Source organism: Nonomuraea sp. NPDC050451, assembly GCF_044458585.1.
This window is the reverse complement of the sequence record NZ_JBITHZ010000035.1, coordinates 34,494-49,968: the sequence shown is the minus strand read 5'-3', so window position 1 is coordinate 49,968 and position 15,475 is coordinate 34,494. Positions and strand designations below refer to the sequence as shown.

The 15,475-nt window shown below is 67.7% G+C and carries 16 protein-coding genes; 8 read left to right on the top strand and 8 right to left on the bottom strand.

Annotated features, from left to right (window positions below; translation table 11 throughout):
• Positions 1-40: 40 nt before the first annotated feature.
• From ACIBI9_RS53645 to ACIBI9_RS53625, 5 genes are all read left to right on the top strand, one after another.
• Positions 41-1,039: an AraC family transcriptional regulator gene (locus ACIBI9_RS53645; protein ID WP_397235180.1), complete on the top strand. Its 999-nt coding sequence runs from the start codon at positions 41-43 to the stop codon at positions 1,037-1,039.
• An 80-nt stretch (positions 1,040-1,119) separates the two neighbouring features.
• Positions 1,120-2,172 carry a carbon-nitrogen hydrolase family protein gene (locus ACIBI9_RS53640; protein WP_397235179.1) on the top strand — a complete coding sequence of 351 codons (1,053 nt, stop codon included), beginning with the start codon at positions 1,120-1,122 and terminating at the stop codon, positions 2,170-2,172.
• Positions 2,169-3,281 (top strand): cupin domain-containing protein, encoded by a 1,113-nt coding sequence (locus ACIBI9_RS53635; protein WP_397235178.1) that lies wholly within the window; start codon positions 2,169-2,171, stop codon positions 3,279-3,281. Before ACIBI9_RS53640 ends, ACIBI9_RS53635 begins: the two co-directional genes overlap by 4 nt.
• A 63-nt stretch (positions 3,282-3,344) precedes the next feature.
• Complete coding sequence (locus ACIBI9_RS53630; RefSeq protein WP_397235177.1) at positions 3,345-4,250, top strand: fumarylacetoacetate hydrolase family protein; 906 nt, start codon at positions 3,345-3,347, stop codon at positions 4,248-4,250.
• Entirely contained in the window at positions 4,247-5,008 is a 762-nt protein-coding gene (locus ACIBI9_RS53625; RefSeq protein ID WP_397235176.1) for an Asp/Glu racemase, read from the top strand. Before ACIBI9_RS53630 ends, ACIBI9_RS53625 begins: the two co-directional genes overlap by 4 nt.
• 106 nt (positions 5,009-5,114) lie before the next feature.
• Here ACIBI9_RS53625 and ACIBI9_RS53620 read toward each other — a convergent pair whose 3' ends face one another.
• Together ACIBI9_RS53620 and ACIBI9_RS53615 are read right to left on the bottom strand one after the other, a co-directional pair.
• Positions 5,115-5,690, bottom strand: coding sequence for an ATP-binding protein (locus ACIBI9_RS53620; RefSeq protein WP_397235175.1), 576 nt, complete (start codon positions 5,688-5,690; stop codon positions 5,115-5,117).
• A 43-nt stretch (positions 5,691-5,733) separates the two neighbouring features.
• On the bottom strand, positions 5,734-6,567 hold the full coding sequence (locus tag ACIBI9_RS53615) for a sensor histidine kinase (RefSeq protein ID WP_397235174.1): 834 nt from the start codon (positions 6,565-6,567) through the stop codon (positions 5,734-5,736).
• Positions 6,568-6,666: 99 nt separating this feature from the next.
• On the opposite strand from ACIBI9_RS53615, the gene ACIBI9_RS53610 reads away from it, so the two are divergent.
• Both ACIBI9_RS53610 and ACIBI9_RS53605 read left to right on the top strand, forming a co-directional pair.
• Entirely contained in the window at positions 6,667-7,227 is a 561-nt protein-coding gene (locus ACIBI9_RS53610; protein ID WP_397235173.1) for a TetR/AcrR family transcriptional regulator, read from the top strand.
• A 748-nt stretch (positions 7,228-7,975) separates the two neighbouring features.
• Positions 7,976-9,757, top strand: coding sequence for a reverse transcriptase domain-containing protein (locus ACIBI9_RS53605; protein ID WP_397235172.1), 1,782 nt, complete (start codon positions 7,976-7,978; stop codon positions 9,755-9,757).
• On the opposite strand, the gene ACIBI9_RS53600 is transcribed toward ACIBI9_RS53605, so the two are convergent.
• From ACIBI9_RS53600 to ACIBI9_RS53590, 3 genes are read right to left on the bottom strand one after another with little or no spacing between them, the layout of a single operon-like run.
• Positions 9,758-10,198: a hypothetical protein gene (locus ACIBI9_RS53600; protein WP_397235171.1), complete on the bottom strand. Its 441-nt coding sequence runs from the start codon at positions 10,196-10,198 to the stop codon at positions 9,758-9,760. It lies immediately after the preceding gene.
• 23 nt (positions 10,199-10,221) lie between these two features.
• A complete protein-coding gene (locus ACIBI9_RS53595; protein WP_397235170.1) occupies positions 10,222-10,557 on the bottom strand; it encodes a helix-turn-helix domain-containing protein in 336 nt (111 codons plus the stop codon).
• On the bottom strand, positions 10,554-10,778 hold the full coding sequence (locus ACIBI9_RS53590) for a hypothetical protein (protein WP_397235169.1): 225 nt from the start codon (positions 10,776-10,778) through the stop codon (positions 10,554-10,556). Before ACIBI9_RS53590 ends, ACIBI9_RS53595 begins: the two co-directional genes overlap by 4 nt.
• Before the next feature lie 131 nt (positions 10,779-10,909).
• On the opposite strand from ACIBI9_RS53590, the gene ACIBI9_RS53585 reads away from it, so the two are divergent.
• Complete coding sequence (locus tag ACIBI9_RS53585) at positions 10,910-11,230, top strand: hypothetical protein (protein WP_397235168.1); 321 nt, start codon at positions 10,910-10,912, stop codon at positions 11,228-11,230.
• 90 nt (positions 11,231-11,320) lie between these two features.
• Here ACIBI9_RS53585 and ACIBI9_RS53580 read toward each other — a convergent pair whose 3' ends face one another.
• From ACIBI9_RS53580 to menC, 3 genes are read right to left on the bottom strand one after another with little or no spacing between them, the layout of a single operon-like run.
• Positions 11,321-12,742 (bottom strand): aldehyde dehydrogenase family protein, encoded by a 1,422-nt coding sequence (locus ACIBI9_RS53580; protein WP_397235167.1) that lies wholly within the window; start codon positions 12,740-12,742, stop codon positions 11,321-11,323.
• Positions 12,743-12,772: 30 nt separating this feature from the next.
• Complete coding sequence (locus tag ACIBI9_RS53575; RefSeq protein ID WP_397235166.1) at positions 12,773-14,323, bottom strand: GMC family oxidoreductase; 1,551 nt, start codon at positions 14,321-14,323, stop codon at positions 12,773-12,775.
• 24 nt (positions 14,324-14,347) lie between these two features.
• Positions 14,348-15,475 carry an o-succinylbenzoate synthase gene (gene menC / locus ACIBI9_RS53570; RefSeq protein WP_397235165.1) on the bottom strand — a complete coding sequence of 376 codons (1,128 nt, stop codon included), beginning with the start codon at positions 15,473-15,475 and terminating at the stop codon, positions 14,348-14,350.

Sequence of the window (15,475 nt, the reverse complement as noted above, 5' to 3'; positions counted from 1 at the left end):
CTTAGCCTCAGGTGGGGAAGCGACTCGGCAGGAGAACACCATGGGCACGACCCGGCCGCTGGACATCGGCATCGACCTGTCACGGCACACGGTGCTGCGGTCCCGCGACCGGGACGAGATCGTCCACACGGTCAGCAGTGTGCTGAGGCCGCACCGGTTCCGCCCGATGGACACCCTGGACGCGCCGTGCCTGCTGCAGCACGTCAGCATCGGCGGCGTCTCGGCGACCCGCCTGCGCTACGGCCGGCGCGTCGTCATCGACTCGGATCCGCTGCGCGACCGCTATCTCGTGAGCGTGCCGCTCGCCGGGGCGGCCTCCTACCGGCACGGTGTGGAGCAGACCACGGCGACCCGGAGCACGGCGACGGTGATCAGCCCGCACGACCCGTTCCAGATCACGATGGCCGCCGACTACGACCAGCTCATCGTGCGGATCGACCGCCGCATCGTGGAGCGGGTGCGCGATGCGATGGTGGGCGGCCACGACGACCGGCAGGTCCGGTTCAAGTTACGTTTCGACACCGTGTCCCCGGACTGGGCGCGCTGGGCACCGGCGGCGCAGGCGCTGCTCGGCACCGACGAATTCCTCACCCAGGTCCAGCGTTCGCCACAACTCAGTGTGCATCTGGAATGGCTGCTGGTCTCGGCCCTCATGCAGGCGCAGCCGAACACCGCGAGCGACATGGCCAGGCTGGAGGCCGACACGGCGTCTCCACTGTTCGTGCGGCGCGCCGAGGAGTACATCCACGCCCATCTGGCCGAGCCGGTCACCGTGGCCGAGATCGCCGCCCATGCCGGCGTCAGCCCGCGCAGCCTGTACGCGGGGTTCAAGGAGCACCGTTCGGTGTCACCGATGTCCCTCGTCAGACGGCTGCGCCTCGAGCGGGTCCACCAGGAACTGCTGCTCGCGCCGCGCGGGTCGGCGACGGTCACCGAGATCGCCTTCCGCTGGGGCTTCGGGCACCTCGGCGAGTTCTCCGCCGCCTACCGGCAGCGGTTCGGCGAGACACCGTCGGCCACGCTGACCCGAACTCCCTGACACGGCGGCCCCGCACTCAGCCGACTTTCCCCGGCGCTAGGACGATAGAGGCGGACCTCTCCCGTTCCTAGATTGGCTGCATGCCCTCCCCCCTCCTCCGGCCCGGGCCGGTGATGGACCTCCGGGATCCGCCCCGCTTCACCGCCGCCGCCGTCCAGGCCGCCCCGGTCTACCTCGACACCGCCGCCACGATCGGCAAGGCGGTCTCGCTCATCGCCGAGGCCGCCCGCAACGGCGCCTCGTTGGTGGTCTTCCCCGAGGTCTTCGTTCCCGGGTACCCGTACTGGAACTGGACCATGAATCCGGTCCAGGGCTCCCCCTGGTACGAGCGGCTGTACCGGTGCTCGGTCGACATCCCCGGCCCCGAGGTCGACAGGCTGCGCGAAGCCGCGCGCCGGCACGGGATCGTGCTGGTCATAGGGGTCAACGAGCGCGGCCGGCACAGCCTCGGCGTCCTGTACAACGCCCTGGTCGTCATCGGCTCCGACGGCCGGGTCCTGGGTGTCCACCGCAAACTCGTCCCCACCTGGGCCGAGAAACTCACCTGGACCGGCGGGGACGCCAGCACCCTGCGGGTGCACGACACGCCATTGGGGCCCTTGGGCGCGCTGGCCTGCGGGGAGAACACCAACACTCTGGCCCGGTATGCGCTGCTGGCCCAGGGCGAGCTCATCCACGCCGCCACCTACGTCGCTCTGCCCGTGGCACCGGCCGACTACGACATGTCCGAGGCCATCGCGGTGCGTACCGCCGCCCACAGCTTCGAGGGCAAGGTCTTCTCCGTCGTCTCCTGCTCGGCGCTCTCTGCGCAGGTCGTCGACGCGATCGCGGGCTCGGACACCGAGATCCGCGAGCTCATGACCCGGCCGGGCAGCGCCCTGTCCGGAATCTTCGGACCGGACGGCCGTCCCGTCTGCGACCCGCTGGTCGACGAGGAAGGCATCGTGTACGGCGAGATCGACCTCGCCCGGTGCATCCAGCCCAAGCAGATGCACGACATCACCGGCCACTACAACCGGTTCGACCTCTTCCGGCTCCACGTCGACAACCGCCCGCAGACCCCCCTGACCTTCGCCTGCGACCCCGGCCTGCCGCCGGCGTCCCCCGCTGACGACCACGAGGAGAAAGCATGACCAGCGCCTACGACGACACACAGATCGGCCGCGCCCGCGTGTCCGACACCCCAGAGCTCAAGGAGTACTACCGAGAGCTGGAAGAACTCGACGCCGGCGCCCTGTGGACCGTCGCCAACGACATCGAACCGTGGTACCCCCAGCCACGGTCCATGCCCGCCCACTGGTCGTACCAGAGGCTGCGCCCCCTGGTCCACAAGGCGCTCCCCCTGGTCGCCGCAGACGACGCGGGGCGGCGGGTGGTGATGCTCACCAATCCGGGCCGCCGGGACGTCAGCGCAGCGGTCGGCCTGCTGTACACCGGCCTGCAGATCATGGGTCCAGGAGAGGCCATGACCGCGCACCGGCACCAGGCCGCCGCCCTGCGCTTCGTCCTGGAGGGCACCGGTGCCTGGACCATCGTCGACGGGCAGAAGCTCAAGGTCGGGCCGCGCGACTTCGCCATCACCCCGAACGGCACCTGGCACGAGCATGGCAACGAGTCCGCCGACACCCCCTGCGTATGGCAGGACGGCCTGGACATCCCGCTGGTCAACGCGCTGGACGCGCCGTTCTACGAGGTGCACCCTGATCTGTACCAGGCTCCCGGGGAGGTCGTCGGCTCCTCGCTGCTCACCTACGGGGGGAACCTCCTGCCGTACGGGCTGGAGAAGTGGAGCAGACCTTACTCGCCGCTGTTCGCCTTCCCGTGGGAACCCACCTACCAGGCTCTGCGGAACCTGGCCGCGTCCAGCGAGGGCTCGCCGTACGACGGCGTGATCATGGAGTACGCCAACCCGATCACCGGAGGCTCCGTCATGCCGACGATGAGCGCTCACATACAGCTGTTCAGGCCGGGACAGCACACCGCGGCGCACCGCCACACCGGTTCGGTCGTCTACACCGTCGCCAAGGGCCGCGGCCACTCCGTCATCGCCGGCCGCCGCTTCGACTGGAGCGAGGGCGACATCTTCTGCGTGCCCTCCTGGGCCTGGCACGAGCACGCCAACGCCGACACCTCCGAGGACGCCTGCCTGTTCTCCTTCAACGACTTCCCCGTCATGCGCTCGCTGGCGTTCTGGCGGGAGGAGGCCTACACCGCCGACGGCGGCCACCAGACCGTTTCCTGACCCGGCCCACGAGCGGGCCTCCCGGCGCGCCTCGCACGCCACTGTCTCTGCCTTGGAGCATCCATGCGACTGGTCACCTTCTCCCTCCCTGACGGCCCTCCACGCCTGGGAGCCGAGGTCGACGGACACCTCGTCGACCTCACGGCGCTGAGCGCCGAGGAGAACGTCAACCTCCCCCAGGATCTGCTGTCTCTCATCCGCGCCGGCGACTTCGGCCTGCACACCACCCAAGTGCTGCTGTCCAGGCGGACGCTGGAATCACTGCGGCCCCACGTCCGCGACCGTGACGAGATCGTGCCCCACGCACCTTTCAGGCCCGGGAAGATCATCGGGGTGGGGCTGAACTATGTCGAGCACATCGCCGAATCCGGCCGTGCGCTGGGGACCGGCGAGGAACGGCCCCCGCGGCCCGTGCTGTTCAGCAAACCCGGCACGGCCATCACCGGTCCGGGGGACCCCATCCACCACAACGGCGATCTCACCTCCCAGCTGGACTGGGAGTGCGAGCTGGCCGTCGTCATCGGACGCACCGCACGGCGCGTCAGCGAGGCGGACGCCTGGGAGCATGTGTTCGGCTTCAGCATCATCAATGACATCAGCGCACGCGACCAGCGCCGGTCCGGCCAGTGGTTCTTCTCCAAAGGTCAGGACACCTACGCCCCCTTCGGGCCCGTGGTCGTCACCCGGGACGCGGTTCCGTGCCCGCCCGAGCTGGACCTGTCGCTGCGTGTCAACGGTGAGGTGAAGCAGAAGTCCAACACCCGGCACATGCTGTTCCCGATCCCTCGCCTGATCGCCGACATCTCCTCCGGCGTGATGCTCGAACCTGGCGACGTCATCGCCACCGGTTCCCCCGCCGGCGTCGGCGCCGGCCTCAATCCTCCGCAGTTTCTGCGGCCCGGCGACCTGGTCGAGGCGACCATCGAGTCGATCGGCACCCTGACCAACCCGGTGGTGGACGCCCGATGACCCGCTCGCACGTCTACCGCGTCGGCCAGATCGTGCCGAGCTCCAACGTCACCATGGAGACCGAGGTCCCCGCCATCCTCCAAGCCCGTCACGCCGTCGAGGCGGAGCGCTTCACCTTCCACTCCAGCCGGATGCGGATGACCCATGTCACCCCCGAGCAGCTCCAATCCATGGACGCCGAGTCCGACCGCTGTGCCGTGGAGCTCTCCGACGCGCGCGTCGACGTCCTGGGGTACGCATGCCTGGTGGCCATCATGAGCATGGGCCCCGGATACCACCGGGTGTCGGAGGAACGCCTGCACAAGCGGACCGTCGACAACGGTGCCCCGGCGCCGGTCGTCACCAGCGCGGGGGCCCTCCTGCACGGCCTTGCCACGCTCAAGGCCCGAAAGGTCGCTCTCATCGCCCCCTATATGCTGCCGCTGACCCTCACCGTGGTCGCCTATCTACAGCACGAAGGCATCAAGGTCGTCGACTTCGAGGCGCTGGAGATCCCCGGCAACCTCGACGTCGCGGCCCATGACCCCCGGCTCCTGCCGCACATCGCGCGCCGGCTGGACTACACAGGCACCGACGCCGTGGTCTTGTCGGCATGCGTGCAGATGCCGTCGCTCGCCGCGATCGAGGAGGCCGAGCAGTTCCTCGGACGCCCGGTCGTCTCCTCGGCGACCTGCACGGCGCACCAGATGCTGGGGGCCATGGGCCTGCCTGCGGTCGCCCCGGGTGCCGGGCACCTCCTCTCGGGCGCGTTCGCGTAGGCCGACCGCCACCTGTCCGGCCTGCCCGGCGGATTCGCGGCTCTCAGATGAGCAGGTGACGCGGCCGGCAGGTGGTGCGGGGCGCGGACGGCTCCACCCGGGAGGGCTATGGCCGGTCGGGTCGGATGGTGAACCAGGTGATCCTTTTCTTTCCCCTCTGGTAGGTGCCCCATCGCTCGGAGATGGCGTCCACGAGCAGGAGTCCTCTGCCGTTCTCAGCGCACGGGTCCTGGCGCATCCGCGGTTCGTGCGCGGAGCCTGGGTCGGTGACCTGGACGTGGACGCTGGTATCGCTCTGGCTCACCTTCAGTTCCACCTGCCCGGCGCCACACGGGGTGGAGTATCTGACGCTGTTGGTGACCAGTTCTGAGACCAGCAGCACGATCTCCTCCAGAACAGGGTGGGCTTCTCCCAGCGTCTTCCGCACGAAAGCACGCGCCGGCGCGACGGAAGTGGGAAGGCAGAGCAGCTCGGTCACTCCCAGCAGGACTTCGGTGGCGCTGTTCACCGTCATCGCCTCAGCCGGCCGGCCCGCGTCGAGCGTTCGTGGTGGCGGCGGGATGCTTGTGCGTCCCATCGTCTCCACCGCCGCGGCTTGTGCGGTCCGGCCGAAGGAGAGAAACAGGTTGGGTGCATGCCCCTCAACACGTGGCTTCGGCTTGTCGACTATGGCCTGTCGCATGATTCCGGCCTCCTTGGTATCTCCGTAGTGGATGGGGGGACCGTCACTGTGGTTCCGGCTCAGGCGGGCCGAAGCGTAGGCTGGATCCGAGGTTGGCCAGAGGCAGCCGAAGTACGAAGCACGCGCCGAGGAGCGAGTCCTCCACGCGGAGGGTTCCATGGTGGGCCCAGGCCAGGCCACGGGCGATCGCCAGCCCCAGCCCCGGTCCCCCGTAACGGCGGCAGCGGGAGGCGTCCAACCGGGTGAACACTTCGAAGATCTGCTCTCGATCGGTCCCGGCGATCCCCGCGCCGTCGTCGGCGACGACCAGCTCGGCGGTGTCCCCGCTACGGCGCACCTCGACGTGGACAGTGTCCACGGCGTGTCGCTGGGCGTTGTCCAGCAGATTGCCGAACAACCGGCTGATGTCACATCTGGCGACGTTCACGATCACTCCGCTGTCGAGCCGCAGGATCACCTCACGGCGGTCGACCCGACGGGAGAGCACGTCCTGGACCAGCTCGGCCAGATCCGTCGGCTCCCACCGGCCGGCGGCATGCGCCTCTGGCCGGGCCAGGACAAGCAAGTCCGCGACGATCGCTTGCAACCGGTAGACGTCGCCCAGCGCACCGACGAGCAGGGTTTCCAAGTCCGTTTCACCGGGATGGAGGCGAGCTTCTTCCAGCCGCGCCCTCAGTCCCGCGATCGGGGTGCACAACTCATGTGAGGCATCGGAGACGAACCTCCGCTGCCAGCCGAGCATCCCGTGCGGCTGGGCAGCTCGCATGATGGCGGCGATATCTTGCATCATCTGCTGTTCGCAGCCGCATTCGCCGGCGGAAGCCGCGGACTGGGCGGCTTCCCGGACTGCCGGTCGCGAAGAATGATCCTGGCTCATGTGTGGCCCCCGAAAAGAGAACGTCCGTTCTCACCGTCGTGTAGTAGTCTAGAGAACGATAGTTCTCGATGCAAGAGGCCAGTTCGAAGGAGGTCGGTGATGGACGCGGAGACAGCCCAGACACGCCTGCTGGACGCTGCGGCGGAGCTGTTCTACGGCCGGGGGATCCAATCGGTCGGCATGGACGACATCCGTTCCGCCTCTGGGGTGTCGCTCAAGCGGCTGTACCAGCTGTTCCCCTCGAAGGAGGCGCTGGTGGACGCTTACCTGCGGCGGCGTGACATCCGGTGGCGGCAATCGCTGGAAAGCCACGCCGACGCCCAGTCGACACCCCGGGAGCGGATCCTTGCGGTGTTCGACTGGCTGCACGGCTGGTTCGGTGAGGCCGACTTCCGTGGATGCGGCTTCATCAATTCCTTCGGCGAACTGGGAGCCACCTCCCCGGCCGTCGCCGAGATCGCCCGCGCCCACAAAGACGCGTTCCGCCGATACCTCGGCCGACAGGTCGCCATTGCGGGCGGCGAGCCCCGGCTGGCCGACCAGCTCACCCTGCTGGCCGAAGGAGCCATGACCACCGCAGCCATCTACCGATCCCCCGAACCTGCCCACCATGCCAAGGACGCCGCCCGCGTCCTGCTGGACGCGGCCGGCCTCAAGTAGGAACGCTCTGGCGGGGAGACCGGCGCGGGTGTCCCGCTCTTATGTGTCCTGAGCTGCGCTTAAGCGGCGTGGCGGTACTCAGTGATCATGCCGGCGACTACCTGTCTTCGGCGGATGGATTGCAGGTCGTTGAGGTCGGTCACGTCGCGGGAGGGCTGTGTCCCGATGTCCCGCCGTTGCTGCCGGGATTGGTGCGGCCGATGCCCGTTGTAGCTGCGCCATGAGGCGCCTTGTTGTATCCCCAACTCAGTTGGGAGGGACTCGGAGGGAGGTTCCTGGGCCTGATGGCTGACCCGGATCCGAAAGGTGATCGGGGACCACAGCATGCCAGAAAATCGGCGATCGCGTTCAAGTGCCAGAAGCGATGCGTCGAGGGGCCCGCGTGACACGGCGAAAGCTGGATTGCCTGAACCCTAATCTCCAGATGACGAAAGGGCACGTCCGCCGGAAATGGCATTTGTAACCGGCGCCAGACCCTGCATCGGCATCACTACAAGGTCGATGCATCCTCCGGGGTATGGAGCGATTCCCAATGAGGGAATTCAAGGAGATGAATGGGGCGCCTAAATCACGCTCGATACGTACAACAAGGATGAACATGGGATCGCCTAAGGGGCGCGAGCCCTAAGGTTCGACGGAGACCTCGTAGTAGTCGCAGGAGTAACGGCCTGCCAAGGGGGACGGGAATGCCGTCCACAGGGCGAAGGAGGTCAGGTGATGGACATTCGGAGACCGGGAGGTATGCGCAATGCAGAACGCCGAAACGGTGCTGAATGTCTTGCGTGAACGCGGTAGGCGTGGCCTGCCGTGCGATGAGCTGTACCGACAACTGTTCAACCCGCAGCTATATCTGCTGGCCTACGGGCGTCTGTACTCCAACCAGGGAGCCATGACGCCTGGGGTCGACGGGGAAACCGTGGACGGCATGTCCGAGGCCAAGATCGGTCGCATCATCGGTGCGCTGCGCCACGAGCGCTACCGGTTCCGGCCGGCAAAGCGAGTCTATATTCCCAAGAAGAATGGGAAGAAAAGACCGCTAGGACTACCATCCTGGTCGGACAAACTCGTCGGCGAAGTGATCCGCCTACTGTTGGAGGCGTATTACGAGCCGCGTTTTTCCGACCGGTCCCATGGTTTCCGTTCCGGCCGGGGGTGCCATACCGCACTCAGCAAGGTGGCAGAAACCTGGACCGGCACGACCTGGTTTATCGAGTTGGACATCGCCGACTGCTTCGGAAGCCTGGACCATCAAGTCCTGCTCTCGCTGCTGGCGGAGAAAATCCACGATAACCGGTTCCTCCGGCTCATCAAACAGAGGTTGCAAGCCGGGTACCTGGAGGACTGGGCATGGAATGCAACGCTCAGTGGCGCGCCACAAGGCGGTGTCGTGTCACCCATCCTCTCCAACATCTATTTGGACCGGTTGGACAAGTTCGTCGAAACAACTCTTATACCAGAACACGCCCGGGGTAAACGCAGAGCACACAATCGTGCCCACACACAGGTCGTGCGCGAGATGGCACGGGCCCGCCGCCGCGGTGACCGCGCCGCCCTGCGCCAGCTGCGCAAGCAGCAGCGTTGTCTGCCCAGCGGGGATCCTGACGATCCCGGCTACCGGCGGCTGCGCTACTGCCGCTACGCAGACGACCAGATCCTCGGGTTCACCGGCCCCAAAGCCGAGGCCGAGCAGATCAAAGCCCGCCTCACCCAGTTCCTGCGCGATGAACTCCGACTGGAACTGTCCGCGGACAAAACCCTGATCACGCACGCCCGAACAGGCGCAGCGCGCTTCCTCGGCTACGACATCACCGTCCAGCACGCCGATCGCAAAACCACCCATGGTAAGCGGTCGATCAACGGCGGTATCGCGTTGAAAGTGCCTACGGCGGTGATCAAGGCCAAGACCAGCCCCTACCTCAAAGGCGGTAAACCCGCGCACCGGTCCCAACTGGTGAACGAGAGTGACCACACCATCGTCAACACCTTCGGGGCCGAATACCGAGGTCTGGTCAACTACTACCTGCTGGCCGGCGATGTTTACAAGCTGAGCCGGGTGCGGTGGGTCATGGAAACCGCACTGCTGAAAACGCTGGCCTGCAAGCACGCCTCGACGGTGTCGAAGATGGCGGCCCGCTACAAGGCCAAGATCGATACACCAGACGGGACCCGTACCTGCTTTGAGGCCCGCGTCGAACACGACGGCAGGAAACCTCTGGTCGCACGGTTCGGTGGACAGCCACTGAAAAAGAAGAGAAACGCGGTACTGGTGGACCGCAAACCAGTCCCGGGCATCATCCGGCACAAGGACCTAATCAACCGGCTCCTGACCGGACGATGCGAATCCTGCGATCACCAAGGCGAGGTGCAAGTACACCAGGTCCGGAAAATCGCAGACCTCACCAAACCGGGAAGGCCACAGCCCCCATGGATGGAAACCATGGCAAAACGGCGACGAAAAACCCTCATCGTATGCGCCACCTGCCACGACACCATCCATGGACGACACCCCACCGCGACAACCACGCAGTAATCACTGGAGAGCCCGTTGCTCGGAAACGGGCACGGCGGGTTCGGGAGGGGGCCGTCCGGAAAAGGACCAGCACGCTGGCACCTCGCCGGACGGCCTACCTCGCTGATCGGCATAATCGATCAGTACCGACCGCAGATGCCGTTCGTTGTAGATCAGCAGGCGGTCGGTGCACTCAGCCCGCACGGTGCGCACCCATCGTTCGGCGGAGCAGTTCGCCCGCGGCGTCCGCGGCGGCGTCTTCACCACCGTCACGCCCCCGCCGGCGAAAACCTCGTCGAAGACATCGGTGAACTTGGTGTCCCGGTCACGGATGAGGAAGCGGAAGGAGCCGACCCGCCTCCCAAACTCCATGAGCAGGTTGCGAGCCTGCTGTGCCGTCCAGGCGCCGGTGGGGTTGGCGGTCACACCCAGGATGTGCACGCGCCGGGTGGCGATCTCCATCACGAACAGCACGTACAGGCGCCTCAAGGAAATCGTGTCGACGTGGAAGAAATCGACAGCCAGCAGCCCCTTCGCCTGGGCCGCAGGAAAGTCTTCCACGAAGTGTCGGCGTCTCGGGGAGCCGGGCCGACCCGTCGGCCACGGAGGATCCGCCGCACGGTCGCTTCGCTCATGCAGTAGCCGAGCCGGACCAACTCACCATGCACCCGGCGATATCCCCAGGTCGGGTTCTCCCGTGCCAGGCTCAGCACCAGGTCTCGGACCTGCTTGCTCGTCCTCGGGCGGCCGAACCGGCTCGGATATGTCCACCGGCGTCGAACCAGGCGGCGGTGCCAGGCCAGCAAGGTGCCCGGCGTCACCAGCCGATGAGCCGCAGCCCGGGCGACAAGAGCCGTGCCAGCGCAGCCAGGATCGCTCGATCGGCCCAGTCCGGCTTCGGCCGGACGACCTGACGCCGCAGCACCGCCACCTCATGCCGCAGCACCAGAATCTCGGCATCCTTGGCCGCCTCGCTTCGGCCCAGGAGCACCAGCCAGCCGAACACCCGAATCATGAGCAGGTAGAGGAGACGGAGAGGCACAGAACCGATCTTGCCTGAGCCGCCGCCTCAGGTCGATCCGCAGGTCAAACGCCCTGCGACGACTTTTGAAGCGGTACAGGACCACGCACCGGTAGTCACCGGTGTACGCCTCCCGCCAGACGAACCCGGTCGTGCATGCGTGCCAGACCCCGGAGGCGTTCTCCGACCGCGTCCGGTCGCGTACGGCCGGGTCCACGCAGACGTGGTCGCTGGACCGCGCGCCGCGCCAGACGTACCCGCTGGCGCAGGTGTCAGGGGCGAACGCGGTCTCGGCGCCGGCCCCCGTAACCCCGAGCACCGACATCGCCAGGCATCCCGACGCGGCCATCGCCGCGAGCCTGCCGGAACGTGTGGGCATGTTCTTCCTCCGGGAGAGATCAAGGAACGGATCGCGGGCGGGCACTCCCAGCCCCGTGATCGCATCCTGTCCCGCGGCCCACCGCCGGGCATGAGTAGCCCCTACTCATGTTCGGCTCTCCGGAGTGGGCCCTTGCTCAGGCCGCCACGACCGGCGCGCCCCCCGCCGGGAGCACGGCCCCGTACTACCCGTGGTTCGTGGACGGCGAGTAGAGCATCGACACCGGGCGGGTGGCGGCGTCGAACGACGCCGCTGCCCCGGTCGCACCCATCCCGCTGACCCCCCACGGCTCGTAGACCATGTTGACGCCACCGTGTTGCCACTCGTTGATCCACACGAGAGCGGCGTTGATCTCCCTGCAGCGCCGCAGGTTCTCGGGGGTCGAGGAATAGACCGTCGCCGCGAGTCCGAAGCTTGTGGTGTTGGCCAGGTCGATGGCTTCGGCGAAGGAGTCGACCACGGTGACGGGGGCGACCGGCCCGAAGGTCTCCTCTTTCATGATGCGCATGTCCGAGGTGACCTCGGTCAGCACCGTCGCGGGGTAGAAGTATCCGGGCCGGTCTGGTTGCCCGCCACCGCAGAGCAGCGTCGCCCCGCGGTCGACGGCTTCGTGGACGTGGTCGTGCACGATCCTCCTCTGGGTGTCGTCGACCAGTGGTCCCAGGCCCGAGGAGTAGGGGTCGTCGCTCATCGTCCAGCCTTCGGCTTCGGCCACGAGGGCGGCGATGAACTCGTCCGCGACCGCGCGGTGCACGTAGATCCGCTCCGACGACGTGCAGATCTGTCCGCTGTTGAGGAACGTCGACGTCGCGACCGCCTTGGCGGTGGCGGCCACGTCGGCGTCGACGAGGACGGGGTCGTTCCCTCCCAGTTCCAGGATCGTTCGCTGAAGGCGCTTGGCCGCGGCGACGGCGACGCTGCGGCCCGCCTCGACAGACCCGGTGAAGTGTACCAGCTTGACCGCCTCGTGCTCGGCCAAGGGCTTGCCGGCGCGCGCGTCGCCCAGGAGAAGGTTCACCACGCCTGCCGGAAGGTCGCACAGCTCGACGAGCCGGGCCGCGGACAGCGGCGCCTTCTCCGAGGGCTTGATCACCACTGTGTTGCCGGCGGCGAGCAGGGGGCCGAGGGCTCCCAGGATCGAGGTCACCGTGAAGTTCCAGGGCACGATGAGTGCCAGCACGCCCAGCGGCTCACGGATGACCACTGTCCGTCCGGACTCGCCCGGAGCTGTGACGTCGGCGACGAACGGATAGGACCGCGCCCGCTCGATGCCGAGCCGGAACGAGGCGATTCCGCCCGCGATGAACTGCTCGGCGAGCGGGACAGGCTTGCCCATCTCCCGGTTCTCGAGTTCCGCCAGCTCGCGCACATGCCGTTCGAGGAGGTCGGCGGTGCGGCTCAGCCGGCCGAGGCGGTCCTCGAGGTCGAGCCTCGCCCAGCCCGCGTGCGCGGCCTGCGCCGACTCCACCGCCGCCGCGGCGTCGGCGGCCGATCCGGCCGGAATCAGTGCGACGACCTGTTCGGTGGCCGGGTTGACGACGCTGCGGAGTTCCGGATCCGCGGCTTCGACCGGGGTTCCGTCGATGATGTTGCTCAGGCGCTTCATCTGCTCGTTCCTTCTGGATCGAAGCCGGCTTCAGTGGAGCCTGCGGGCCATGTGCTCGCCGAACATCACGCAGGCGAGATGGGTGTTGGCGCGTGGGACGAAGGGGAAGACGGAGGCATCGACGACTCGGAGACCCTCGAAACCGAGGACCTCGCACCGGGGGTCGACGACCGTCTCCGGCGCGTTCGGATCTCCCATCCGGCACGTGCTCGTCGCGTGCTGCGTGTCGACCACGCTGGCGCGCAGGTAGTCGCGCAGTCGCCCTGGTGTGTCCAGGGCATCGCGCAGCGACGAATTGACCCGCCAGAGATCGCCGTCGGCGATCTCCGCGAAGCTGGAGTGGGCCACCAGGTCGCCGAGGAGCCTGATGCCCGCTTCCAGGCGGTCGATGTCGCGCTCGTCCGACAACATGTTCAGCGCCACCCGGGGCTGCGTGCTCGGGTCGGCGCTTCGAAGCTTCAGCGTTCCGCGCGAGTAGGTCCGGTTGACGAACACCCCGACGGCACCGGCGCCGGCGCGCACTTCGGCCGCCGCCATGGCCAGCGCGTTCTGGTTGAGGGCGGCCAGCATCATGTCGTTCCCGCCGGGCACGGTACCGCTGCTGTAGCGCACGCAGCAGTTCGTGTGCCGGTCGGCGGGGCCGGCCGAGGCCGCTTCGGTGAGCGGGATGCCGATCAGGGCCATCGGATGGTCCTGGAGCCCACGGCCCACCGGCAGATCGGCACGGACCTCGATGCCCAGCCGTCGGAGGTCATCGGCGGGGCCGATGCCCGAGCGCATGAGGATCGAGGGCGAGGCCGTGGCGCCCGCGCTGAGCACGACCTGGTTCGCGTGGAAGGCCGATCCGTTGGCCAGCCGGACGCCGACTGCCCGAGCACGTTCGAAGAGAACCACGTCGACCAGGCTGTCGCCGCGGATGGTGAGGCCCGGGTTGTCGCGACGTGGCTCCAGGTAGGCGTCGTGGCACGAGACCCGTCGACGGTCGATCGAGTTGATGGGGTAGGGAGAGACGCCGGTCGCGCCGGGTGCGTTGACGTCCGGGGCCCATTCGAAACCCGAGGCGAGCGCTGCCGCGCGGAGCGCCTGGTCGACCGAGCCCCACGTGTCGACCGGGGCCCGGTAGACGGGGATCGGGCCGGCGGTGCCGTGGTAGTCCTCGTCGCCGAAGTCGGCGTCGGACTCCAGGGCGACGAAGTCCGCCATGACCTCCGCGGACGACCATCCGGTGCAACCGGAGGCCGCCCACTCGTCGAAGTCCTCGATGGGCGGCCGGATCGCGATCTGCCCGTTCACCGTCGAGCTTCCGCCGAGGCCCTTGCCTCGCCAGTACAGGTAGGGCTCCTGGGCCTCGGTCCTGGTGGCCAGATGCCCGTCCCACAAGAACGCGTTGTACTCGGCGTTCAGGATCGCGTTCAACGGATTCGGCGACCTCCATGCCTCCGGAAGCTGCGAGGCCGCGTAGTCCCGGCCGGCCTCGAGCAGCAGCACCCGCTGTCCCGCGTCGGCGAGCCGTGCCGCGAGTGCCGAGCCGGCCGAGCCCGCTCCGACGACGATGGTGTCGTAGCTGCCTGCTGATCCCATCTGGCCTGATCCTTGGTCTCGTCGCTAGGCGGTGAGGTCGAGCGTGTGAACGGTCATCTCGCCGAGTGCCGCGGGAAGGGGTTCGACGCCGAACCCAGGTCCGCCGGGGATCGACACCGCGCCGTCCTTCATGACGATCGGCTCGGTGATGTCCTGGGCGTAGAACCGATCCGAGCCCGAGATGTCGCCGGGCAGCGTGAAGCCCGGGAGCCCGGCCAGCGCCGCGTTGGCGGCTCGGCCGACGCCGGTTTCGAGCATGCCGCCGCACCAGACCGCGACGCCGTGCGCCAGCGCGAGGTCGTGGATGCGTGCCGCCTCGAGGTATCCCCCCACCCTTCCTGGCTTGATGTTGATGACACTCGCCGCCCCCAGCGCGATCGCGTCGGCGGCGGACCGCGCGTCGACGATCGACTCGTCCAGGCAGATCGGCGTGGTGAGCAGGCCCGCGAGCAGGGCGTGTTGCCGCAGGTCCTCCTCGCCCAGCGGCTGTTCGATCAGCAGCAGATCGAAGGGGTCGAGTCTGCGCAGCCGCTGGGCATCGGAGAGACGGTAGGCGGTGTTCGCGTCGACCTGCAGCGCGATGTCGCCGAACCGCTCGCGCACCGCCTTGACCGGCTCGAGGTCCCACCCGGGCTGGATCTTGAGTTTGATGCGCGCGTAGCCCTGGTCGACGAAGTCGCCCACCCGACCGAGCAGGTCGGGAATCGACTTCTCGATGCCGACGCTGACCCCCGACGGCACCGAGACGCGGGTCACACCGAGCTGCGCTGCGAACGACATGTTCCGCAGCCGCAGCTGGGCATCCAGGATCGCCATCTCCAGAGCGCCCTTGGCCATGCGGTGGCCGACCACGTGCTCAAGTGCCGCGCCGACCGTCGATGCCGACACGGCGTGACCCGCGGCCTGCCACTCGAACAGCGCGGGCACGAGGAATCGCCGCAGGACCTCTCGTGCTCCCTCAAGGTATTCCGGCGAGTAGAACGGCTCGGCGAGGGCGACGCACTCACCCCACCCGGTCACGGTGCCGCCGTGGTCTGAGGCCGTGACCCGGATCAGGAGCGGAAGTCGCTCCGTCTGGGTGGAGAACGAGGTGGTGAACGGGTGGATCAGCGGCATCCGGACCGTGATGAGCTCGACACGCTCGATGTGCAT